The organism is Ruegeria sp. BC8 (assembly GCF_056535705.1).
This window is the reverse complement of record NZ_JBQFIV010000001.1, coordinates 1,884,243-1,906,062: the sequence shown is the minus strand read 5'-3', so window position 1 is coordinate 1,906,062 and position 21,820 is coordinate 1,884,243. Positions and strand designations below refer to the sequence as shown.

Here is a 21,820-nt window from a genome sequence, read left to right as displayed (position 1 = left end):
AATGGCAGGAACCTTTTTGAAGCGATCCGTCATCGTTCTGGGGCTTGGGGCCGGGGGATTCACCCTCTCGGGCTGTGAAGGCGTCACGGTCGGTGTAGGATACGGATATGACCCGTTCTATGACTCGATGCTGTGGAACGACTATTACCGCAACGTGAATGTCGACATTGACGTGGACCGCCCTCCGCCGCCAGGCAAACCGCCGGGTGGAAAACCGCCGCCCAAACCCAAGCCGCCAATTGCGAAACCGCCTGCGCGGCCCAAACCTCCGATCGCCAAGCCGCCGGCGCGTCCTCGACCGCCCGTGGCCCGCCCACCAGCGGCACGGCCCCCGATCCACAGGCCTGCGCCTCGGCGATAGGCCATCCGGACTGGATATCGGTTCACGCCGGAGCCGCAACAGGTTCCGGCGGCAGCAGTTCGGTGGTGATATGCGCCGAATTTTCAAGCGTGCGGTGCACCGGGCATTTGTCGGCAATCTCAAGAAGCTTGGTCCGCTGGTCATTGTCCAGCGGTCCGTCCAGTCGGATCTTGCGGCGGAACTGGTCGACCTTTCCATCCCCCGCCAACCCCGCGTCCTGCGCGTGCACCTTGTTGTGACAGACATCCACGCTGATCCCGGTCAGGGGCCATTGCTTGCGTCGCGCATACATTCGGATGGTCATCGAAGTGCACGCCCCAAGCCCGGCAGAAACAAAGCCATAAGGCGACATGCCGCGATCAGTCCCGCCGTAAGAGGCCGGCTCATCCGCCACGGCATGATGGCTTGGACCTGATTGAATGTCCTGAAGAAAACCACCCGGGTCCACTTCGGTCACGCGCACAACGCCTTCGGGCGCGCCCGGCGGCGGGGCGGGCGGCGACAGCGGCACATAGCGCGATACCCAGGCGGCGATGACGTCGGCGGCGTATTCTGCATCCTTCGGACGGGTGATCAGGTGGTCTGCGTCGTCCAGCGTGACAAAGCTTTTGGGGTGCTTGGCGGCCAGAAAGATCGTGCTGGCATTGTCGATGCTTACGGTTTCGTCGCGCGGCGCATGCAGGATCAGCAGCGCGGCCTTCAACTCGGCAATCGAGGGCGTCAGTTCGGATTCAGAGATGTCGCGCACAAACTCTCGACCGATGCGGATGGGGCGCCCACCCAGCAGAACTTCCGCGCTGCCATCCTGTTCGATCTGGCCCCGCGCGTCTTCAAAGTGATGAGCCACATGGCCGGGGTCGGCCGGGGCGCCGATCGTAACCACCGCCTTGACAGATGGGATTCCGGCCCGCGCCCGCAAGACTGCGGCCCCGCCCAAAGAATGCCCGACAAGCAGGTCGGGCGCCATGTTCCGGCCCGCAAGAAACTGCGCAGCGGCGATCAGATCTTCAACGTTCGAAGTGAACGTCGTGTTGGCGAACTCGCCTTCGGAATGGCCCAGCCCGGTGAAGTCGAACCGTAGAACGGCAAATCCCATCGCTGCAAGCCGCGCGCTGATGCGCCGGGCCGCAGGTATGTCCTTGGAGCAGGTAAAGCAATGAGCAAAAAGCGCAGTTGCCAGCACCGGCCCATCGGGGAGATCCAGCCGAGCAGCCAGTTTGCCGCCATCGTGACCGGAAAATGTGACGCGTTCTGTGGGCATGTCGGGAGTCCTCGCTGTGTGTCTCTAGACTTGGACAGCTCCTGTTGTGTTCTCAAGCATAGTGAGGGTTCCATCACGAGGAGGTGATGGGAACAACATCTAAGTAGAGAAACCATTCTGGCGTGAAAGCACAACAAGCCTCCCCGCAGGAGGCTTCCGGCAGTGAGAATGCGCGAAATAGTAAATTCTTGAGGTCGGCTCTAGCGGATTTTCTTGGCCTCGTACCGTCCGCCCTGCGAGTTGATTAATACCAATTTCCCCGAGTTAATAACGTAGAAGTCAAACCGTGGTTGATCGTAGTCGATGCAGCGGGCTCCGTTGTCATAAAACCGATAAGCGGGCGCTTTGAACGAACCTCCACCTGATTTGTAGATATAGGAGCCATTCTTGTGATACTGTTCGACGCCGCCGTCAAAATGGACTTTTTTTCCCGCAAGATTCTGTTGCAACCACTGCGCGTTTACCTTTTGGTCATTGGAATGAAAGTTCACCTTCGACGAAGATGGTGGGTTTGAGGGACATGCAGCGATGGCTGTGCCCGCACCCAGCATTAACACGAAGACCGAAAGAACCAGTTTATGCATTATGTTATTACCCTTTACTCAACGCTAATCGTCGGATGATAGCTGTCATATTTTTTTATGCAATGACTTGGCCGATGCCAGCGTTGCTCAGCCCAATCCCATAAGCGCCGCATCGAACGGATAGCGGGTCAGGTTCTCGTGGCCGTCTTCGGTGATCAGAACCTGATCTTCCAGCTTGATCGAGAAATCGCCGCCGACTTCGCCCACGGCTGCCTCGACACACAGCACCATGCCGGGTTCCAGCGGATAGTCATAGGCGCCGGGCACTGCCTTGTCCGGATAGGCGACCAACGGCCATTCATCACACAGGCCCACGCCATGCATCAGGCAGCCGTATTTCTGCGCCTGAAACTTGTCGTCCAGCTTGTGGCAGTTGGCGGTCAACTCGGGAATCATCACGCCGGGCTTCAGCATCTCCATGTTGGTCATGATGTGCTCGTGCGCGTGCTGCATGGCATAGACCATGTCGGGGCGGGGTTTTTCATCCCCGATCCACCAGGTGCGCGAAATGTCGACGCAGATGCCGTAGCTGCCGATCAGATCGGTATCAAAGGCGATGATCTCGTTTCTCTGCGTGATCCGCGGTCCGCATTCCTGAAACCACGGGTTGGTGCGCGGCCCCGAGGCCAGCAGACGGGTTTCGATCCACTCGCCGCCGCGCTTGATGTTCTCGGCGTGCAGAACGGCCCAGATGTCATCTTCGGACGTCTTGCCGTCGCCCACATGGGCACGGGCGAACTTCTCCATCTCGGCCACGGCGGTTTCGCAGGCGTGGCTGGCGCAGCGCATGGCCAGGATCTCGTCAGGGCCCTTGATGGCGCGGGTCTTTTCGGTGACCTCTTCGCCCTCCATGATCTCGAAGCCCTGCGCCTCGAGCGCGCGGAGGCCGTGGAGCATGATCTTGTCCACCGCCAGCCGGGTGTGGCCGGGGGCGTGGTCTTGCATCAGCACGCGCACCTCATTGGCGAACACGTCCGCCTGTACGTCCACCTTGTCGCCGCGGTCGAAATAGAACAGGTCCGCGCCCGAGCGCTGCTCGCGCACCAGCGGGTTGAATTTCGACAGGAAGGGCGAGTTCTTGTAGTCCCAGATCACCATGTAGCCATCGGCGCACAGCAGTACCGCCCGGAACGGGTTGTGCGTGTTCCACAGCTGCATGTTGGTGCTGTCGGTCGCATAGCGGATGTTGAGCGGGTCGAACATCAGCAGCCCGCCATAGCCCCGATCGACGATCGCCTGGGTCAACCGCTTCCAGCGATATTCGCGCATCCGGTCCAGGTTGGGCAACTGCAAACCGGCGGCGGCCCATTCGTTGAATGCAAGTTGGGTGGGGCCGATCTCGATCCGGTCATTGTCGTTCGGCGTGCCGTCGCCCAGCGTCGCGCCGCGGCTGGGGTCGATCTTGCGGGTGTCTCGGTAGTGGTGGTTCACGGCGCGCCTCCCTGCTTGCCGGTTCAGCCTGACGGGGCACGGCGGCCCCGTCTGGGTGAATTGCGACGATTTGCCAGTCGCTTTTTGACCGACATGGCCTGTTTTGAGTGCTAACCCAACGCCATGACAGTCATTCTGCAACAGACACTGCCCTACGATCCGACCCAACAGCGCCCGCTGCCGGGGATCGCGCCGACCACGATGGAGGACTGGCTGCATCGCGATGATGCCTTTGCCGCGCAGATGCGCCACCGCCAACAACTGCTTGAAACCCGCCGGGGCGACGTTCTGGCGCTGGACGCGCAGGCGCACCCGGCCGCCGTCGAACTGCTGGATCTGGTCTTGGCGCAGGCCTATCCCGAGGCGACCGACACCGCGCAGCGCCCGGACGGGGTCGCTGTGCCGATTGACCGCGACACCCCTTTGGATACGCTTTGCCTTCTGGCGCAGGAGGATTTCTGCATCCTGCAGAAACAGGGCGACGAGCATGTACTGACCGGTGCCATCCTGTGCTTTCCCGCCAGCTGGCGTCTGTCCGAGAAATTCATGCGCCCGCTAATTGCCATTCACGAGCCGGTCGACAGCTATGACCCCAACATCGCGCGCCGGGTTCAGCGCCTGTTCGACGGGATTCAGGTCGACCGGCCTTTGTGGCGCTTCAACGCGCTGTGGTACGACGACCCCGAGTTGCACCAGCCCCGCAGCGCCAGCGCCCCGCGCGAGATCCGTGACCGTGGTACCACCCGGTATCTGCGCAGCGAGCGGCAAACGCTTTTGCGGTTGCCCGAGACACGGGCCGTGGTGTTCTCGATCCACACCTATGTCGTGCCGGTCGAGCACCTGCCAGAAATGGAAAACCCCGCCTGATGGCGGGGCCTCCAAGGAGGGTCTTCTGGTAATTCAGTTACAGTCCGATCGCATTGGCGACATCGGCAAAGGCGCCACTTGAGTTCAGCGACACGATGGCGACCGTATAGGCCAGGACCTGAGTGTTCAGGCGAAAGTCTTCGCCCCGGATGAGGTTCACAGCGGCCATCGACAGAGCGATCGGCGCCGACAGGCTGGCCACGGCACCGGTCAGGGCCCAGCTGGTCAGTCGCAACGCGTCACTGGGCCGGTCTTCATCGCCATCCGTCGCGGCCGGTGCATCGGAAACGGGTGCGTCGGCCTCGTCGGAACGGAAGGCGATGCTGAGCAATTGCTCATCGGTCAATTGAATCGGGCGCGGCGGCTTTGCCGGCGATTTGACGGCCTCCTGGTCATCAGTTGCAGCGGGCTCAAGGCCCGCGAAAGGTCCGCTGACCGCCTCGAACGCCTCGCGGCGGTTCCGCTGCTTGCGTGGCATCAACGAGTCAAACGCGCCCATGAACTGTTCGATCGTCAAAACGGTTTTCGGCGACAGCCATTCCACTCGTTGCGTCGAGCAGATGTCGACCATCCGATACAGCATGACGACAAGCATCAATTCGGAGATCTCGGGGTCATCCACCAGGCCGGAAACAGGCGAGACCGAGATCACCAATCGGTTGCGCGGTCGTGCAGCCGCTGGGCGCACCATGGTCTTCAGACCAACCGTACGGTCCAGACGCCCATAGCGGTCGCTGGTCTCCCTGGGTTCGGACTCGAGGGTCAAACGAACAAGGTACTGGCTGGACACGATGGTTGCCTCGGTCTGGCTCAGCAGGGTCTTGCGTTCCACAAGATGCCCGTAGTCCTCAAGAGTTGCCACCACGATATGGCCGAACCGCTCCAACGCGCCGTTCGTGTCGCCGTTGAATTGCAGGCCACCGTGGTATCTGTGCTTCGTGGTCACAGTCTTGCCCTCTGCCGTACGAATACTGAACCAACACTCTAGTTGGTGATGAGGGTTAAATTTTGACCATATTGCAAAAAAATGAATTTTTGCGACGATTGATTACGCTTTGGAAACCAAGAAATTAGAGCTTTCCGCCCGACACTGTGGCAGCAATGTGGCGGAATTGAGTGCGGCGGTCAGGTTGCTGACAAAGCCTCAGTTGTCGATTCGAGCGGCCATGATCGCAATTGATTTTTGGTAAACCGATGCGGCATTCCATTGCTGGATCACCGCAAAATTCGGTTCGCCGGGTTGATAGCCCCGGCCGGGTTTCCACCCTTTCTGCCGAAGAAAATTTGCGGTTGAGGCCAACGCATCCGTCATGTTGTAGAAGTCCACGCGCCCGTCACCCGTGGCGTCCACGCCATAGGTCAGAGCATTGCCGGGCAGAAACTGGGTGTGGCCCAACTCGCCATGTTTTGCCCCTTTTGTTGCCACCGTGATCGCCCCCTGATCGACCAGTTTCAGCGCTCCGATGGCATGGGGAACAAAGAAGTCGGACCGGCGACAATCGTAGGCCAATGTTGTGATTGCGGAAACAACCTGGCTGTCGCCCATGAAGTTTCCGAACCCGGTTTCCATGCCGTGAATGGCAATCAGAACGCCGGCCGGGACACCGTACTGACGCTCCAGCGCCGCGTAGAATTCCGGGTTTCGGGCCTTTCGCTTGCGGCCCTGGGCCACGATCGTATCCGCCCCTCGAACCTTCATGAACTTGTCGAGGGAGTATTTGAAGCTTTTTTGCCCCCGATCCGCGGCGATGGTTCGCGTGGCGTATTGGGTTTGCGCCAGAGCCTGCAGCCCTTTTTTCTTTACTCCGGCTTTGCGCGCCTGCTTGGCAAAATCGGCCTTCCAGGCTTCAAAACCAGCGCCTGTGTTCCCGCAGGGAGCGGACTGCGCCGCAATGGGTGCACTCAGTGCAATGAAAACGGACAGGACCGTAAGGCGCATGGAGACCTCCTGGAAATCAGGGCAGGGTGGGTGCGATAACGTACAGGGCTTTCAGGGCCTCGCTGGGTTCAATCCCGGGGAGTGCGGCGCGAAATATCTCTTCCATCGTGCCTTGTGCATACATCTGCGACAGGATCTCATCGACCATCAGGCGAAAGTCATCATCACCGCGTGCAAGGGCCAGGCCCTGTTTTTCAATCGTCAGAATCTCCTGCGAGATTTTGAAGTCGTCCTTCAATCCAGCTGCTAGATAATTCACCAAAAGGATGGATTGGTCGGCGAAATAGGCGTCGATCTCTCCGTCCCGCAAAGCCTTGATCCCGTCGGGATGCGAGGCGAACCGAACGAGCTTTGCCTCGATCCCCGCTGATCCGAACGAGTTGAACACGGCTTCTTCGGTGGTCGTGCTGCTGCGCATGCCGACTTTCTTGCCGGAAAGCGATGCCATCGTGGTTTCCGCATCTATCGGCAGCAAAACGGATGTTCCGTCTACGAAGATCGGGATCGAGAAATCAACGGTTTCCCGCCGCGACAGGGTGATTGTCGCCGCGCCGCACAACAGGTCGATCTGGCCAGAGGCGACCATGCCAAAGCGTGTATCCGACTGCACCGGAATGAACTGTGCGGTGAGGTCATCCGCACCCAGTCGGCTGGCGATGGCTCGGGCAACCTGATCGCAGACCATCACGGACAACCCGTCGGGTCGCTCCTGGTCGTTGATGTAAGAAAGTGGGGCGGCATCTGTACGAAACCCAAACCGGATTTCGCGCGTTTCTTTGATCCGGTCGATCGTCTGCGCCGCAGCGCCTGAAACAAGAAGTGCAGCAGAGAGGGTCAGGGCGAGAAGGCGCATGAAAAATCCTGATAATTGAATTGATCTTCAGCCTAGCGGCAAAGGCGCCTGTGACAAAGGGAAATATCGGGGCCCTGCACCACTGAAAAGGGGCGCCCGACAGGACGCCCCCAAGGTCTTTTCATTGGACTTCCGACCGGGGTCAGCAGCTGTAGTACATGCCGTATTCGACCGGGTGCGGAGTGTGCTCGTAGGTTTCGACCTCTTCCATCTTCAGTGCGATGTAGCCGTCGATCTGGTCTTTGGTGAACACGTCGCCCTGCAGCAGGAAGTCGTGATCGGCCGCCAGACATTCCAGCGCCTCGCGCAGGCTGCCGCAGACGGTCGGGATACCGGCCAGTTCTTCGGCGGGCAGATCGTACAGGTTCTTGTCCATGGCTTCGCCCGGATCGATCTTGTTCTTGATGCCGTCCAGGCCGGCCATCAGCAGTGCCGCAAACGCCAGGTAGGGGTTTGCCGACGGATCGGGGAAGCGGGCCTCGACGCGCTTGGCCTTCGGCGATTCAGTCCACGGGATACGGACGCAACCCGAACGGTTGCGGGCCGAGTAGGCGCGCAGAACGGGGGCTTCGAAGCCCGGGATCAGGCGCTTGTAGCTGTTGGTCGACGGGTTGGTGAAAGCGTTCAGGGTCTTGGCGTGCTTGAGGATACCGCCAATGAACCACAGGGCTTCGTCCGACAGATCGGCATATTTGTCGCCTGCAAACAGCGGCTTGCCGTCCTTCCAGATCGACATGTTGACGTGCATACCGGTGCCATTGTCGCCTGCGATCGGCTTCGGCATGAAAGTGGCCGACTTGCCGTAGGCGTGCGCGACGTTGTGGATGACGTACTTGTATTTCTGCAGCTCGTCGGCCTGCTTGGTCAGGCTGTCGAAGATCAGGCCCAGCTCGTGCTGGCACGAGGCCACTTCGTGGTGGTGCTTGTCGACCTTCATGCCCAGACGCTTCATGGTCGACAGCATTTCCGAACGCAGGTCCTGCGCCTCGTCGATCGGGTTGACCGGGAAGTAGCCGCCCTTGACGCCCGGACGATGGCCCATGTTGCCCATCTCGTATTCGGTGTCGGTGTTCCAGGACGCATCGGTTGCATCAACTTCGTAGGATACCTTGTTGATGCTGTTCGAGAAGCGCACGTCGTCGAACAGGAAGAACTCGGCCTCGGGGCCCATGTAAGCCACGTCGCCAACGCCCGAAGACTTCAGGTAGGCTTCGGCCTTCTGCGCGGTGCCGCGGGGGTCACGCTCATAGGCTTCGCCGGTATCGGGTTCCACGACCGAGCAGTGCAGGCAGATAGTCTTTTCCGCATAGAAGGGATCGACATAAGCGCTTTCGGTATCGGGCATCAGTTTCATGTCCGATGCTTCGATCGACTTCCAGCCGGCGATGGACGAACCGTCGAACATGAAGCCTTCCTCAAGGAAGTCTTCGTCGACCTGGTCGGCCATGACGGTCACGTGCTGAAGCTTGCCACGCGGATCGGTGAAGCGGATGTCGACATACTCGGCACCCTCGTCTTTGATCAGCTGAAGAACTGCGTCCTTGCTCATTACTATGTTCCTCTAGATTGCAGAATTGGTTTTACAGCGCGTCCGAGCCGGTCTCGCCGGTCCGGATGCGAATGGCTTGTTCAACGGACGAGACAAAGATCTTGCCGTCCCCGATCTTGTCGGTCTTGGCGGCCGACACGATGGCTTCGATGGCCGCATCGACCTGATCGGCATCCAGAACGACCTCGACTTTGACCTTGGGCAGAAAGTCCACCACATATTCCGCGCCGCGGTACAGTTCGGTGTGTCCTTTCTGGCGTCCGAAGCCCTTGACTTCGATCACGCTGAGGCCCTGGACGCCAACGTCCTGCAGGGCCTCTTTCACTTCGTCCAATTTGAACGGCTTGATGATCGCTTCGATCTTTTTCATCCGGGCTCACCTCGCATGGTTGTCAGAATGGCAGTGATCACGTCTAAGATCGGGCGGCAATGCGATTGCCGAATTGACCGTCTGCTGGTGAAGGGATTCTGGGTGGAGGGCCAATTTTTAGGCAAGTTGCACAAAAAGTAATCAGATTTGAATCGCGCGAGGGTTTCGGATGCCAAAACTGTTGAGTTCGTCCCAGATGAGGGCGGCTGAACGCGCCGCAATCGAATCCGGGTTTGTCACCGGCCTTGAGCTGATGGAGAGCGCAGGCCGCGGGGTGGTCGAGGCCGTCTTTGAAACCTGGCCTGACCTGGCGGCGGGGTCAGGGCGGGCCGTTGTGTTGTGCGGGCCGGGCAACAACGGCGGCGACGGTTTTGTAGTTGCGCGCATTCTGAAAGAGTGGGGGTGGGTCGTGGACCTCTTCCTGTTGGGCGACCCCGAGAAGTTGCCTGCAGACGCGCGGTCGAATTATGAGCGCTGGTGCGCGATGGGTTCGTGCCATGCGCTGTCCGATGACGCGCTTGATGCCTACGCCGCGGCCCGTTCGGATACTGTTCTGGCGGTAGATGCCTTGTTCGGAACCGGGCTGACGAGACCGGTAGCCGGGCTGCCACGGACAATCTGTAAATTGGGCCAGTGGAAAGCGTCACAGTCGGAAGTTGGTTACCCACGTGTCGTTTGTGTGGACATTCCCAGCGGCCTATGTGCGGACAGTGGTCGACGTTTGGTGTCAGAGGGATTTGCCCCCGAAGATTGCGCCGCTTCGGCCAACCTGACGGTGACGTTTCATACCGCAAAGCCGGGCCATTATCTGGCCGAGGGACCAGAATGCTGTGGTAGGGTGTCCGTTGTCGATATCGGTCTGCCGGCTCTGTCAGTTGAAGAAACACCAGATGGCCGGCCGAGCGTGTTGCTGGACCCGGAAAACCTGCCTGATCTGCAGAAATCGGCTTTCGATCACAAATACGGTCACGGTCATGCGCTGATCCTGACGGGCGAAACTGGAAAAACAGGCGCTGCGCGATTGGCTGCGCGCGGAGCGTTGCGCGTAGGTGCTGGTCTTATCACGCTGGGTGTCCCTCCCGCCGCATTGCAGGAAGTCGCCAGCCAAGTCACCGCGGTCATGATTGAGCAGATCGAAGGCGCGGATGGGCTGGCCATTGCATTGCGGGACCAACGCCTGAACGCGCTGTGCCTGGGGCCCGGATTGGGCCTGGACAAGGCCCGATCGCTGGTCCCCGTGGCATTGGAGTCTGGAAGGGCAACCGTGCTGGATGCCGACGCTCTTTCGGCATTTGCCGAGGATCCAGCGTCACTGATGGCGATCCTGCATGAAAACTGCGTCCTGACACCTCACGGCGGTGAATTCGCCCGTCTGTTCCCCGACATCTCGGCCAAGCTTTCCGTGCACCCCAAGGATGGACCAGCTTTCTCAAAGGTTGATGCCGTGCGCGAGGCGGCCAGCAGGGCAGGGTGCGTGGTTCTTTTCAAGGGACCGGACACTGTGATTGCGGGTCCGGACGGTCGGTGCTCGATCCATTCAGCCCACTATGATCGGGCCGCGCCGTGGCTGGCGACCGCAGGAGCGGGCGACGTGTTGGCGGGTTTTTTGACCGGGCTGCTGGCACGTGGATTGCACCCGCTGAATGCCGCCGAAACCGCCGTCTGGCTTCACGTGGAATGCGCGCGCGCTTTTGGCCCGGGATTGATCGCGGAAGACCTTCCCGAGCAACTGCCCGGTGTGCTCAAACGTCTTCAGATATGAAGTTCTTGCGTGTTCCCAAGGCGCAAGGCTAGAATATCGGCAGGATTTTGCTGTCAAGACTGCGCAAATGCATAGCGAGTGTTTGCCAAACGCATGGCCGGATGGCAGAATTCTCTTGCGGGCCGTCTGAAGCCTGCATGCGTTTGTTGTTAAAATATTGATAACACGGACATTTTGCTTTGCTGCCACTCTGTCTTTGTGGCGGATTTGCAATGATCGAGCTGAATGGCGTAGGGGCCTCTGGAACCGGACAGTTCCACTGAACATCTGGGCAGTACCTGAAACCCGAACCTTTCATGGTGAGTGCTATGACATTGAATATCAAACTCTCCTCAGTCGCCGCTGTTCTGGCAGCCACCACGGCCATCCCCGCCGCGGCAGAGCTGAAATACGAGAACAACAGCGGTGGCTATGTTCTGCTGTATGGGCAGTTCAACCCGGCAATCATCTCGGTTGACGACGGCCAAGAGACCGATACCCGCCTGCTGGACAACGATCTGTCCAACAGCCGCGTCGGCCTGAGCCTGATGCAGCCGTTTGGCCAGAACGAATTCACCTTCCGCTTTGAAACCGCGCTGGGTCTGCCGAACTCCAGTGAGTGGAACCAGTTGGGCACCGATTTCAGCGGCTGGACCCGGGAAGACATTCGTCACGTGGATTTTGCGCTGAAAGGTGGCTGGGGTAAATTCTCGGCCGGTCAGGGCAGCATGGCGTCTGACGGTGCAGCGGAAACTGACCTGTCTTATGTCGGCACCGCGCTGTATTCGTTCACCAACGATGAAAACTCGGGCTTCTTCTACCGCGGAACCGACGGAACCCTCAGCGACATCACCGTCGGCGACTCCAGCAGCAACTTTGACGGCGCGCGCCGTGGCCGCGTGCGGTATGACACGCCGGATTTCAGCGGCTTTTCGGCAAGCTTCGCCTATGGTCAGAACATCCTGTCCAGTAGTGATGACGACGACTATTACGACGTTGCACTGAACTACAACAACACCTTTGCCGGTGGCGTCGAGTTCGCGGCAAGCGTGGCCTATGCGGTGCGTGATTTCGACGATGGTTCCGGCGACCGTGAAGACACGATCGGCTCGGCGTCGGTGCTGCTGCCCAGCGGCTTCAGCTTCACCGCTGCTGCCGGTACCCGAAACAACGTGTCGGGCGAAAGCGATCCCAACTTTTGGTACACCAAGATCGCCTATGAGGATAATTGGGTGTCCTGGGGCAAGACCGGTATCGGCATCGACTACTATGATGGTTCCGATTTCAACACGGACGGGTCCAGCACCGAGTCCTGGGGTATCGCAGTGGTGCAGCGCATCGACAGCATCAACACCGATGCCTACCTGAAGTATCGCAACCACGACTTCAACGACGGGACGTCGTTTGACAAGAACGAAGCTTGGGTCCTGGGGGCCCGCTGGAAGTTCTGATCCTGATGTTGTTGTGAATTCATGGCGCCCCGGCTCTGTCCGGGGCGTTTTTTGTGGGGCAGGGTGGCAAAACAAGGCCAATCGGGCACCTTGCCCCTTGCCCTTCGGCGGCTAGGCAAATAGAAGGCGTCAAATTTGCCCGGCGCGCCCGTTTTGCGCGCCCCGAATCCTATGGGGACTACCAGAATGCAGGTTACCGAGACGCTGAACGAGGGTCTGAAACGCGGCTACAACATCGTTGTCACCGCCGCCGAGCTGGACGAGAAGGTCAATGAGAAACTGATCGAAGCTCAGTCGGAAATCGAGATGAAAGGCTTCCGCAAGGGCAAGGTTCCCATGGCACTGCTGAAAAAGCAGTTTGGCCAGCGCCTGTTGGGCGAAGCAATGCAGGAAACCATCGACGGTGCGATGAACAAGCACTTCGAAGACAGTGGTGATCGTCCGGCGCTTCAGCCTCAGGTCAAGATGACCAACGAAGACTGGAAAGAAGGCGACGACGTTCACGTCGAAATGTCCTATGAAGCTCTGCCGGAAATCCCCGAAGTTGATCTGAAATCGGTCGAGCTGGAAAAGCTGGTCGTCAAGGCGGACGACGCAGCTGTGGAAGAAGCCCTGCAGAACCTGGCTGAAACCGCTCAGGATTTCAAAGCCCGCCGCAAGGGATCAAAGGCGAAGGAAGGCGATCAGGTCGTCATCGATTTCGTCGGCAAAGTTGACGGCGAGGCCTTCGAAGGCGGTTCGGCCGAGGATTACCCGCTGGTGCTGGGCTCGAACAGCTTCATCCCCGGTTTCGAGGATCAGCTGGTTGGCGTGAAGGCCGAGGAAGTCAAGGACGTCACCGTTACCTTCCCCGAAGAATACGGTGCCGAGCACCTGGCCGGCAAAGAGGCCGTGTTTACCTGCACCATCAAAGAGGTGAAGGAACCTGTTGCCGCCGAGATCAACGACGAACTGGCACAGAAGTTTGGCGCTGAGGATCTGGCTGCGTTGAAGGCACAGATTGCCGAACGTCTGGAAGCTGAGTACGCGGGTGCGTCGCGCGCGGTGATGAAGCGCGCTCTGCTGGACGCGCTGGACGAGAAAGTGTCGTTCGACCTGCCGCCGACCCTGGTCGAAGCCGAAGCCAAGCAAATCGCGCATCAGCTGTGGCATGAAGAAAACCCCGAGGTGACCGATCACAACCACGATGAGATCGAGCCGACCGAAGAGCACAACAAACTGGCTGAGCGCCGTGTACGTTTGGGCCTGTTGCTCGCCGAGCTGGGCCAGAAGGCTGAAGTCGAAGTCACCGACGCCGAGATGACCCAGGCGATCATGAACCAGGCTCGCCAGTACCCGGGTCAGGAGCGTCAGTTCTTCGAGTTCGTTCAGCAGAACGCTCAGATGCAGCAGCAACTGCGCGCGCCGATCTTTGAGGACAAGGTTGTAGACTACGTGGTCGAGCTGGCCAAAGTGACCGAAAAGGAAGTCAGCAAGGAAGAGCTGCAGAAGGCAATCGAAGCCCTCGAAGAGGAATAAGCCGCGTTTTCAGGTCGGTCCGGGTGCCGCCGCACCCGGCCGGTCAAACGGCGTTTGTCCGGACAGAATGAAATGAAAACAGGCCCTCTTCGGAGGGCCTTTTTTGTTGCCGCCGAGAACCGGAACGTATGGCGTCAGCGGCGGATCGGTTGCAAAAATTAGAGCGGAGCCGCCTGGAATGGGACGGCTCCGCATGGGTGGCTTTTGGACTTATGAGGTGAGGGGGTCAGGCCTCATGAGCAAAAGCACGGGGGGTTTGCAACAGAGCGGTTTTCTGCTCTGGGGTAAATCGGTCCGACAGGCTCTCGATCAATTTGAGTACGGCCTGGACCTCTTCTTTCGTCGTCGCAGCGTGCATCTGCTCGACGAAGTATTTCTCAAGATCGGTCAGTGGCTGGTGGTCAAGATTGGCGGCACCGGCCTGTGCCATCTTGGCTTGATGACCCGAATTGAACAGTTCGAGCGCCTTATCGTCGGTCAGGAATACGTCGTAGTCGATACTCGAATACTCGCGGATCGATTGGATACGCTCGTCCGAGCAATCCATCAGAGCGGCCATTGCGACCACTTTGCCCATCGGCTTGGCCGTTCCGACATAGTCGTACGGAGCATTTCCGGACCGTTGCAGCACCCGGTTCATAACCGGATCAATGACCGCGACCGAGTCGAGCACTCCAGCTTCCTGGGCGTATTCGAATGACCCAATCATGACCTCGCTGGTCACGTAGGATACGGAATTTTTGCCACGTCCCCGGCCGAGCCGTTTCGTGTCGACGCAGAACCGCGTGGCCTCCCAGACCTGGGCGCTGCGGATTGGCGGCTCGCCATCAAGGATCGAGCTGAACACATCGGCCAGCATGTGCGGGCCGGTCGTCTGCAAGAGGCGCATGCACCCAACGACGTCCCCCTCGTCGTTGATGCTGACCACGTGTGCAGGATTGAGCGAGTCGAACTGATCGAATTCGCGCCCGTCCTGGATGTTCACTTCCCAGCCCAAGCGATCCCCGAACACGCGTGCGCGCAGCTTGAACATCTCATCCAAGACGTCTTTGAACTTATGCTGGTTGATGCCATCAATAACGATGATCATTCCATCCCCCTACAGTTTGGTTACCGTAAGGAGCAGATTAACCGAGTTTCGAAACAAGACTATTGGGGATATCCCGTATTTTTCTGCCTTAATTGTTAACCGGGGTAAATTAACCCCAGACCAATGGCACGGCCGATCGCCTGGGCGGTCGTGAGTGCGCCCAGTTTCTCCCGTCCGGAACGCATGTGCACCTCGACCGTCCGGTGCGAAATGCACAGGATATCTCCGATATCCTGCTGGGACTTGCCCTCGGCGACCCATTGCAGGATTTCTTTTTCGCGCGAGGATAGCGTTGGAAGGTATAGAGCCTTGGCCAAAAGGCCAGATTGCATGACGGTGTCATGCGCGTGAACCGCGGCCATCTGCAGGTCGCCCATCACGTGCTTTTTAAGCTTTTTCCATTCCTCGTCCGTGCAATCCTTGGTCACGCTGAGCAAGCCAGTTTCGCCATAAGGTCCCCGAACCGGAACCGTCAGGCCGCGGTCGGTGATCCCGAAATCATGAGCGTCACGGAACACCGCGTTGAACTTGTCGTCGTGATTGAAGCGGCCCCAGTCCACCGGCGCGATGCTGAGCGCCGACTGATATAGGGTGGGATCAAGGTGATGGTAGCCTTGCGTGGCGTAGTGGATCTTCCACTCGTCCGGGTAGTTCGCGTAACCTTGGACGTCACCATTAACGGGATGGGTCGTCGCATAGGACGCATAGTCGAACCCAAGTTCGTTGCAGACAGAATTGATGATGTCGTAAGCCGACCGTTCATCATGATCAATTGTGGCCAAGTCAATAAGTTTCACTCGTCCAACCTCTGTCCCTACGGCATTTCCCCCGAAAAATGCCGTATCTGCCCGTATCACAGCCTACGTTGCGTCAATCTGAACAGATTGCGCAACCCATTTGTACATATCACATGGAGTTATTGAGTGCTAATGGCAACAGACAACCTCCGGATTATTTCGTCCTGTGAGGTATTCTCGGTCAAATTGAATGCTGTATAGACCGGGGTCGATTGCCCCGTTCAAGCTATTCAGACCGCAAGCCAGTTTCAACCAGCATTCCGCGAGCCTTGGCTTCGGGGTAGTACCCCTTTGCATAGAGGAAGATCGCGCGCTGCTGGTCGCCGTCGGCCAACATCCATGCGCCGCGAAGATACTTGCCCGCATACTCCAGGTTGGTGTCAGCATCCAGAAGACCTTTGGCGTCGCCCTTGTAGCCCATCGAACGAGCGGTGGCGGGAAGGATCTGCAGCAGGCCGTAATATGGCCGGTTCGTCGCCCAGGGGCGATGCGTGCTTTCGCGGATCGCCAGCTTATGGACCAACTCTCGCGGAAGTTCGTAGTGATCAGCCCATTTGTTGATCGATTCGCGCAATTCGGGCGTTTCGTTGGGGTGGAGCGGCGGCTCGAATGCCTGTTCCTTCGTCGCTTTGCCAGATGGGTCGCTGCAGGCGGCAATCGGGGCAGCCAGAAGCACTGAAAGCATTATTCGACGCAGTACCTTTGCCATGCAACTTCTCCGGATTGTTACGCGGCTGGATGATACGAAAGTGGCCCGGGGTCGCAAGTCCGGCGCGCTGTGGTGGCCAAAAATTGCCAGTCGAAAGAAAAAGGCCGCGCAATGCAGCGCGGCCTTTGAGATTAACAGACCTGATCGGATCAGGCTTTGGGTTCGTCTTCCTCGGTCGAAGCATCGGCGGCAACCAGTTCTTCGTCTTCCGAAGCGGCCGAGCCGATGTCGTCGAACAGTTCCGCGATTTCAAAATCTGCGGCGGCCTCTTCTTCAGCGGCCAGTTCCTGGATCGACTTGCCCGATGCCTGAAGTTCGGCTTCTTCTTCCGAGCGGGCAACGTTCAGTTTTATTTCGACTTCGACTTCGGGGTGCAGCTTGACGGAAACCGTGTGCAGACCCAGCTCTTTGATCGGCGAGACCAGAACGACCTGCTTCTTGTCAACAGTGAAGCCAGCAGCGGTCGCGGCATCGGCTGCGTCACGCGGGGTGACCGAGCCGTACAGCGCACCGGCGTCCGATGCCGAGCGAATCACGATGAACTGCTGACCGTCCAGCTTTTCAGCCAGAGCTTCAGCTTCTTTCTTGGTTTCCAGGTTGCGGGCTTCCAGCTGCGCTTTCTGGGCTTCGAACGAGGCGATGTTGGCCTCGGACGCGCTCAGCGCTTTGCCTTGCGGCAGCAGGAAGTTGCGGGCGTATCCGGGCTTGACGTCGACGACATCGCCCATCTGACCCAGTTTCGCAACGCGTTCCAGAAGGATAACTTGCATATCAGTATCTCCTTACTTCACGGCGTAGGGCAGCAGGGCGAGGAAGCGGGCGCGCTTGATGGCGCGGGCCAGTTCACGCTGCTTCTTTGCCGAAACGGCGGTGATGCGCGAAGGCACGATCTTGCCGCGCTCGGAAATGTAGCGCTGCAGCAGACGGGTGTCTTTGTAGTCGATCTTCGGCGCGTTCTCGCCCGAGAACGGGCAGACCTTGCGGCGGCGGAAAAACGGTTTTGCGGCCATGGTTTGGTGTCCTTTCCTCAGGCGTTGATCAACGGCGCTCGCGGCGGCCATCGCGCTCATCGCGCTTCTGCATCTGGACCGAGGGGCCCTCGGGATGTTCGTCGACCTTGATGGTCAGAACGCGCATCACGTCTTCATGCAGGCGCATCAGGCGCTCCATTTCCTGAACGGCGCCCGACGGAGCGTCGGTCTTCAGGAAGGCATAGTGGCCCTTGCGGTTTTTGTTGATCTTGTAGGCCATCGTTTTGACGCCCCAGTACTCGCTGTCGACGATCTTGCCGCCGTTGTCAGCCAATACGGTGCCAAAGTGTTCGATCAGGCCCTCGGCCTGCGCGTTGGACAGATCCTGACGCGCGATCATTACATGCTCATACAGTGGCATGTTCACTCCTGTTTATATCAAGGCGCATTTCATAGGCGGGGCCAGCAACCCTTCGCGACCCTGCCACGAGAGGCTGCGCGGTTCATGCGTATTGCGAAGGATGGCCCCGTATACACGTTTCTGGATGGGGGGCAAGCCCTGCCATGAATGCCTTTCTCACGCCGCCCAATTACCTTTGGGCCGCCCAAATCCTGACGCTTTTCGGCTTGAGGTTGTTTGCAAGCCCGGCGTTACCCGGGGGGTCTCAAGAAACTTGGACAGGGCAAAAGCGATGGCCGTCATGAACACGAACACATTTCAACAGTCCGCAGCCGGCGCAGCATACGACAAGTCGGTGCCCGTGCTTATTTCCTTTGCACCGAATTGGAAGGCCCGGTTGGTCCTGTTCCGTGTGCTGGGTGCATTTCTGATCGTATCGGCCTTTTCGATGTGGCTGATGCCGGGTTCGGTCATCGGGGCCGACGTCTGGACCATCAAGCTGGCCGCGTCTCTGATGTTCCTGATCCTCGGGGTGAGCCTGCTGACCATCGAGGTTCTGGATCCGCGCCCCGACGCATATTTCGACCCGATCCGCCGCGAGGTTCGGGTGCTGCAGAAGAACGAAAACGGGCGTCCGCAGACCGTACTGCGCCGCAGCTACGATACTTTGGGCGGAGCCCGGTTCGTGGACGACCAGGTTGAACTCTTTGAAGTCGATGGCAGCCTTCTGATGAAGCTGCCGCTGGAATCGGCGGATGTCAGCCGAGCGCTGAAAGGGCAACTCAGCGGAAGCGTAACAATTTTCGCCTGAATTTTATTCTGTTCATTGAGGAACAGAATTTGTGAGAGAATGAAGGTTGTGTGCCGCCCATGGGCGGCACATCTTTGTTTTGGAGCATCCCAACCGGTTTGCGCTTTGAAAACTTTCGGAGATTGTCATGAAATCCACCCTTATTGCAGCAGCACTTGCCACGGCGGCGACCTCGGCCATCGCGGCCCCGGAAAAATACGTTCTGGACCCGAGCCACAGCCAGGTTGTTTTCAGCTACAACCATCTTGGCTTTTCGACCACCACCGGCATGTTCTCGGGTTTCGAGGGCGAAATCATGTTTGATCAGGAAGATCCTGCAGCGTCGAGCGTGACGGTTTCGATGCCCGTGGTCGAGATGATCACCGGCTGGAAACCCCGTGAAGATCATTTCATGTCCGAAGATTTCTTCGCGGCGACTGCCGAGGAAATGGTGACATTTACCTCGACCTCGATCGAGGTGACGGGTGAGAACACCGCAAAGATCACCGGGGACCTGACCTTGAATGGTGTGACCAAGCCAGTGGTTCTGGACGCCAAGCTGAATCAGGTCGGCGAGCATCCGATGGCGGGCAAGCCTTGGGCCGGGTTCGATGCCACCACCACCCTGGTGCGCAGCGATTTCGAACTGGGCAAGTTCGCGCCTTTCGTCGGAGATGAAGTTGCCATCGCGATTTCGATCGAGGCGCAGAAGGCCGACTGATCCGGGCTTCAGAACTAGAGAAACCGCCGGTGGCCGATGCCCCGGCGGTTTTTTCGTGTCGTCGGCTTACTGAGCGTTGCGTGTTGCCGTCAACTCGACCGAAACGGTGACGGCGAAGGCCAGCGAATCCTCTTTCGGCATCGATTGGCCAACGCCGAAGTCGAGGCGGTTGAGGTCCATCGTGCCGGACATTTTGGCAGTCTCGCCTTGGATGTCCAAAGAGAAGGGCAATACAACGTCCAGTGTTTGATCGCGGATGGTCAGCGGACCCCTTGCTTCATACCCCGTTTCGGTATTGTAGATCTCGGCATCGAACTTGGCCGTCGGGAATTGCGCCTTGTCGAAGAAATCAGCTCCCATGGCCTGATCGGTCACGGTACCCAGGCTCAAAGATCCGATGGAGACCGTGACCTCTGCCGACCCGGCCGGACCGGGTTCGACGGGGTCGTCAAACGTGATTGCGGCGGTCCAGTCTGAAAACTGACCGGTAACAGGGTTGCCCAACTGTGTGATCGTGATGGCTAGCGTGCCTTCTTCCACCTGCCAATCCGATTGAACGGCCGCCAACTCGGCCGTTGCAACCTCGGCATCAGGCTTGTCTGAAAAACTGCCGGTCAGCAGGCCGGCTGACAGAACGCCAACCCATACAAGCCCAGCAGTTGCGGCGGGAGTCATCGAGTGCTTCTGTTCCGGCGGAACCGGCGCAGCGGACGCCCCGGGCAACATTCGCCGCAGGGTGCTGTCCTTGTCGATGACGTGGTGTTTCAGTGCTCCGGCGATGTGCAGAGTCAAAGCTGCGACGAGAACCAGCATGAAAAGCCAGTGCAGCGTTGCCATCACCTCGGCCAGATGCTCGGACTTGGGCACCAGTGGTAGGTTCTGCCCAAATGGCCAAAGGATGGGTGCAAAGCCTTCGGTTGCAGCGTGGTCGATCCAACCCGACAGAGGAACCAGAACCAAGGACCCGTACAGCAGCCAATGGACCGTCTCGGCCGCAAAGGCCTCCGGCTTGTTGTCGGCGTTCAGCAGTCCGGGCTTGGTTTGGGTGAGCGACCAGAGAATGCGTGCCAGCGCAACGAAGAAGACGGTGATCCCAACGGTTTTGTGCAGGGAAAACAGCCGTGCGGCTTGGGCAAGATCGGCCTCGGTGGTGGGGATGGTCGGGTCATAGATTGCATGGGCCAGGTTGTTGGCGAACCACCCCAACGGCAAGGCGGTGAAGATCAACAATGCGGTCAGCCAGTGGAATGTCTTGGTCACGCTGCCATAGCTGACATTGGTGTTGGTTAGGGACATTGATCTTGCGCTCCGGGTTTTCTGCTGTGGCCAAGGTAACCGTGTGACGCACATAGACAATAGCGTGTGGCGCACAGACCCGGTGCCGTCACGCAGAGTGCAGGCAGTGCTTGTGCCGGAACCTCACTCGGTTTACACCCCGGCGCAACCTAACGTCATCCAAGAGGTTGCAATGACACTTGCGTTCGTTTTTCCGGGGCAGGGCGCCCAGACCATCGGCATGGGCAAGGCGCTGGCCGACGCTTTTCCGGCCGCCAAGGCCGTGTTTGACGAGGTGGACGAAGCGCTGGGCGAAAGCCTCAGCAGCCTGATCTGGGATGGCGACATCGAGACCCTGACTCTGACGCAGAACGCGCAGCCGGCGTTGATGGCCACATCGATGGCGGCGATGCGCGCGCTTGAGGCCGAAGGGGTCGATGTGACAAGGGCCGCCTTCGTGGCCGGTCATTCGCTGGGCGAATACTCGGCCCTTGCCGCAGCCGGCGCGCTGAGTGTCGCGGACACTGCTCGCCTGCTGCGCACCCGCGGTCAAGCCATGCAGAGCGCCGTTCCGGTGGGCGAGGGCGCGATGGCCGCGATCCTGGGACTGGACCTCGACGCCGTTCGCGCCGTGGCCGAAGAGGCCGCACAGGGCGAGGTGTGCCAGGCTGCCAATGACAATGACCCTACGCAGGTCGTGGTTTCAGGTGCCAAAGCCGCCGTTGAACGCGCCGCTGAAATCGCCAAGGAAAAGGGCGCGAAGCGCGCTGTGATGCTGCCGGTCAGCGCTCCGTTCCATTGTGCCCTGATGCAGCCTGCCGCCGACGTGATGGCCGAAGCTCTGGCGGGTGTCGAAATCAAGGCGCCGGCGGTTCCACTGGTTGCCAATGTCCGCGCCGAGGCGGTGACCGATCCCGACCTGATCCGGCAATTGCTGGTCGAACAGGTTACCGGTTCGGTCCGGTGGCGCGAATCCGTTCAGTACATGGTGGCGCTGGGTGTGACCGAAGCGTGGGAGATCGGTGCGGGCAAGGCTCTGTCGGGCATGATCCGCAAGATCGACCGAGCCGTGGCCTGCTCCGCCGTTGGTACGCCGGAAGACGTTCAAAAAACGCTGCAGGCAGGCGATTAACTCAAAGCTG

23 protein-coding genes are annotated in these 21,820 nt (G+C 59.2%); 8 read left to right on the top strand and 15 right to left on the bottom strand.

What is annotated here, in order from left to right:
- Position 1: 1 nt before the first annotated feature.
- Positions 2-361, top strand: coding sequence for a hypothetical protein (locus ACR3EK_RS09660; protein WP_170338034.1), 360 nt, complete (start codon positions 2-4; stop codon positions 359-361).
- Positions 362-383: 22 nt separating this feature from the next.
- Here ACR3EK_RS09660 and ACR3EK_RS09655 read toward each other — a convergent pair whose 3' ends face one another.
- The 3 genes from ACR3EK_RS09655 to dddP form a co-directional block, all read right to left on the bottom strand.
- The gene (locus tag ACR3EK_RS09655; protein ID WP_170432047.1) at positions 384-1,622 is read right to left on the bottom strand and encodes a bifunctional alpha/beta hydrolase/OsmC family protein; all 1,239 of its coding nucleotides are present in this window, start codon (positions 1,620-1,622) and stop codon (positions 384-386) included.
- Positions 1,623-1,822: 200 nt separating this feature from the next.
- Positions 1,823-2,206, bottom strand: a complete 384-nt coding sequence (locus ACR3EK_RS09650; RefSeq protein WP_480633258.1) for a hypothetical protein — start codon at positions 2,204-2,206, stop codon at positions 1,823-1,825.
- Between the two features lie 87 nt (positions 2,207-2,293).
- Positions 2,294-3,637, bottom strand: a complete 1,344-nt coding sequence (gene dddP, locus ACR3EK_RS09645) for a dimethylsulfonioproprionate lyase DddP (protein ID WP_480633257.1) — start codon at positions 3,635-3,637, stop codon at positions 2,294-2,296.
- A gap of 123 nt (positions 3,638-3,760) precedes the next feature.
- Between dddP and ACR3EK_RS09640 the strand changes: the two genes are divergently transcribed.
- Entirely contained in the window at positions 3,761-4,504 is a 744-nt protein-coding gene (locus tag ACR3EK_RS09640; RefSeq protein WP_170372318.1) for a heme-dependent oxidative N-demethylase family protein, read from the top strand.
- 37 nt (positions 4,505-4,541) lie between these two features.
- Here the strand turns inward: ACR3EK_RS09640 and ACR3EK_RS09635 are convergent, their stop codons facing one another.
- From ACR3EK_RS09635 to ACR3EK_RS09615, 5 genes are all read right to left on the bottom strand, one after another.
- Complete coding sequence (locus ACR3EK_RS09635; RefSeq protein WP_480633256.1) at positions 4,542-5,450, bottom strand: hypothetical protein; 909 nt, start codon at positions 5,448-5,450, stop codon at positions 4,542-4,544.
- A 198-nt stretch (positions 5,451-5,648) separates the two neighbouring features.
- On the bottom strand, positions 5,649-6,443 hold the full coding sequence (locus tag ACR3EK_RS09630; RefSeq protein WP_170338547.1) for a lytic murein transglycosylase: 795 nt from the start codon (positions 6,441-6,443) through the stop codon (positions 5,649-5,651).
- Between the two features lie 16 nt (positions 6,444-6,459).
- Positions 6,460-7,296, bottom strand: coding sequence for an amino acid ABC transporter substrate-binding protein (locus ACR3EK_RS09625; RefSeq protein WP_170443107.1), 837 nt, complete (start codon positions 7,294-7,296; stop codon positions 6,460-6,462).
- Positions 7,297-7,438: 142 nt separating this feature from the next.
- Positions 7,439-8,845, bottom strand: coding sequence for a type I glutamate--ammonia ligase (glnA, locus tag ACR3EK_RS09620; protein WP_093962421.1), 1,407 nt, complete (start codon positions 8,843-8,845; stop codon positions 7,439-7,441).
- A 31-nt stretch (positions 8,846-8,876) separates the two neighbouring features.
- The gene (locus tag ACR3EK_RS09615) at positions 8,877-9,215 is read right to left on the bottom strand and encodes a P-II family nitrogen regulator (protein WP_093962420.1); all 339 of its coding nucleotides are present in this window, start codon (positions 9,213-9,215) and stop codon (positions 8,877-8,879) included.
- Positions 9,216-9,384: 169 nt separating this feature from the next.
- Between ACR3EK_RS09615 and ACR3EK_RS09610 the strand changes: the two genes are divergently transcribed.
- The 3 genes from ACR3EK_RS09610 (at position 9,385) to tig (ending at position 13,925) form a co-directional block, all read left to right on the top strand.
- Positions 9,385-10,977, top strand: coding sequence for an NAD(P)H-hydrate dehydratase (locus ACR3EK_RS09610; protein ID WP_480633255.1), 1,593 nt, complete (start codon positions 9,385-9,387; stop codon positions 10,975-10,977).
- A 308-nt stretch (positions 10,978-11,285) separates the two neighbouring features.
- A complete protein-coding gene (locus ACR3EK_RS09605) occupies positions 11,286-12,407 on the top strand; it encodes a porin (RefSeq protein WP_093962418.1) in 1,122 nt (373 codons plus the stop codon).
- 186 nt (positions 12,408-12,593) lie between these two features.
- The gene (gene tig / locus ACR3EK_RS09600; RefSeq protein WP_480634016.1) at positions 12,594-13,925 is read left to right on the top strand and encodes a trigger factor; all 1,332 of its coding nucleotides are present in this window, start codon (positions 12,594-12,596) and stop codon (positions 13,923-13,925) included.
- 226 nt (positions 13,926-14,151) lie between these two features.
- Here tig and ACR3EK_RS09595 read toward each other — a convergent pair whose 3' ends face one another.
- From ACR3EK_RS09595 to rpsF, 6 genes are all read right to left on the bottom strand, one after another.
- Complete coding sequence (locus ACR3EK_RS09595) at positions 14,152-15,015, bottom strand: acyl-homoserine-lactone synthase (RefSeq protein ID WP_222456842.1); 864 nt, start codon at positions 15,013-15,015, stop codon at positions 14,152-14,154.
- Between the two features lie 95 nt (positions 15,016-15,110).
- Positions 15,111-15,812, bottom strand: coding sequence for a helix-turn-helix transcriptional regulator (locus tag ACR3EK_RS09590; RefSeq protein ID WP_170338055.1), 702 nt, complete (start codon positions 15,810-15,812; stop codon positions 15,111-15,113).
- Between the two features lie 226 nt (positions 15,813-16,038).
- Entirely contained in the window at positions 16,039-16,521 is a 483-nt protein-coding gene (locus ACR3EK_RS09585) for a lytic transglycosylase domain-containing protein (RefSeq protein ID WP_170338057.1), read from the bottom strand.
- Positions 16,522-16,670: 149 nt separating this feature from the next.
- Positions 16,671-17,291: a 50S ribosomal protein L9 gene (gene rplI, locus ACR3EK_RS09580; protein ID WP_093962414.1), complete on the bottom strand. Its 621-nt coding sequence runs from the start codon at positions 17,289-17,291 to the stop codon at positions 16,671-16,673.
- A gap of 12 nt (positions 17,292-17,303) precedes the next feature.
- Positions 17,304-17,531 (bottom strand): 30S ribosomal protein S18, encoded by a 228-nt coding sequence (rpsR, locus tag ACR3EK_RS09575; protein WP_005608650.1) that lies wholly within the window; start codon positions 17,529-17,531, stop codon positions 17,304-17,306.
- A 28-nt stretch (positions 17,532-17,559) separates the two neighbouring features.
- Complete coding sequence (gene rpsF, locus ACR3EK_RS09570; protein ID WP_093962413.1) at positions 17,560-17,913, bottom strand: 30S ribosomal protein S6; 354 nt, start codon at positions 17,911-17,913, stop codon at positions 17,560-17,562.
- A gap of 280 nt (positions 17,914-18,193) precedes the next feature.
- Between rpsF and ACR3EK_RS09565 the strand changes: the two genes are divergently transcribed.
- Both ACR3EK_RS09565 and ACR3EK_RS09560 read left to right on the top strand, forming a co-directional pair.
- Positions 18,194-18,703, top strand: coding sequence for a hypothetical protein (locus tag ACR3EK_RS09565; protein WP_254430700.1), 510 nt, complete (start codon positions 18,194-18,196; stop codon positions 18,701-18,703).
- Between the two features lie 127 nt (positions 18,704-18,830).
- Positions 18,831-19,403, top strand: a complete 573-nt coding sequence (locus ACR3EK_RS09560) for a YceI family protein (protein ID WP_093962996.1) — start codon at positions 18,831-18,833, stop codon at positions 19,401-19,403.
- A 66-nt stretch (positions 19,404-19,469) separates the two neighbouring features.
- Here the strand turns inward: ACR3EK_RS09560 and ACR3EK_RS09555 are convergent, their stop codons facing one another.
- The gene (locus ACR3EK_RS09555; RefSeq protein ID WP_480633254.1) at positions 19,470-20,699 is read right to left on the bottom strand and encodes a cytochrome b/b6 domain-containing protein; all 1,230 of its coding nucleotides are present in this window, start codon (positions 20,697-20,699) and stop codon (positions 19,470-19,472) included.
- A 172-nt stretch (positions 20,700-20,871) separates the two neighbouring features.
- Between ACR3EK_RS09555 and fabD the strand changes: the two genes are divergently transcribed.
- Positions 20,872-21,810 carry an ACP S-malonyltransferase gene (gene fabD, locus ACR3EK_RS09550; protein WP_480633253.1) on the top strand — a complete coding sequence of 313 codons (939 nt, stop codon included), beginning with the start codon at positions 20,872-20,874 and terminating at the stop codon, positions 21,808-21,810.
- The last annotated feature ends 10 nt before the right edge of the window (positions 21,811-21,820 follow it).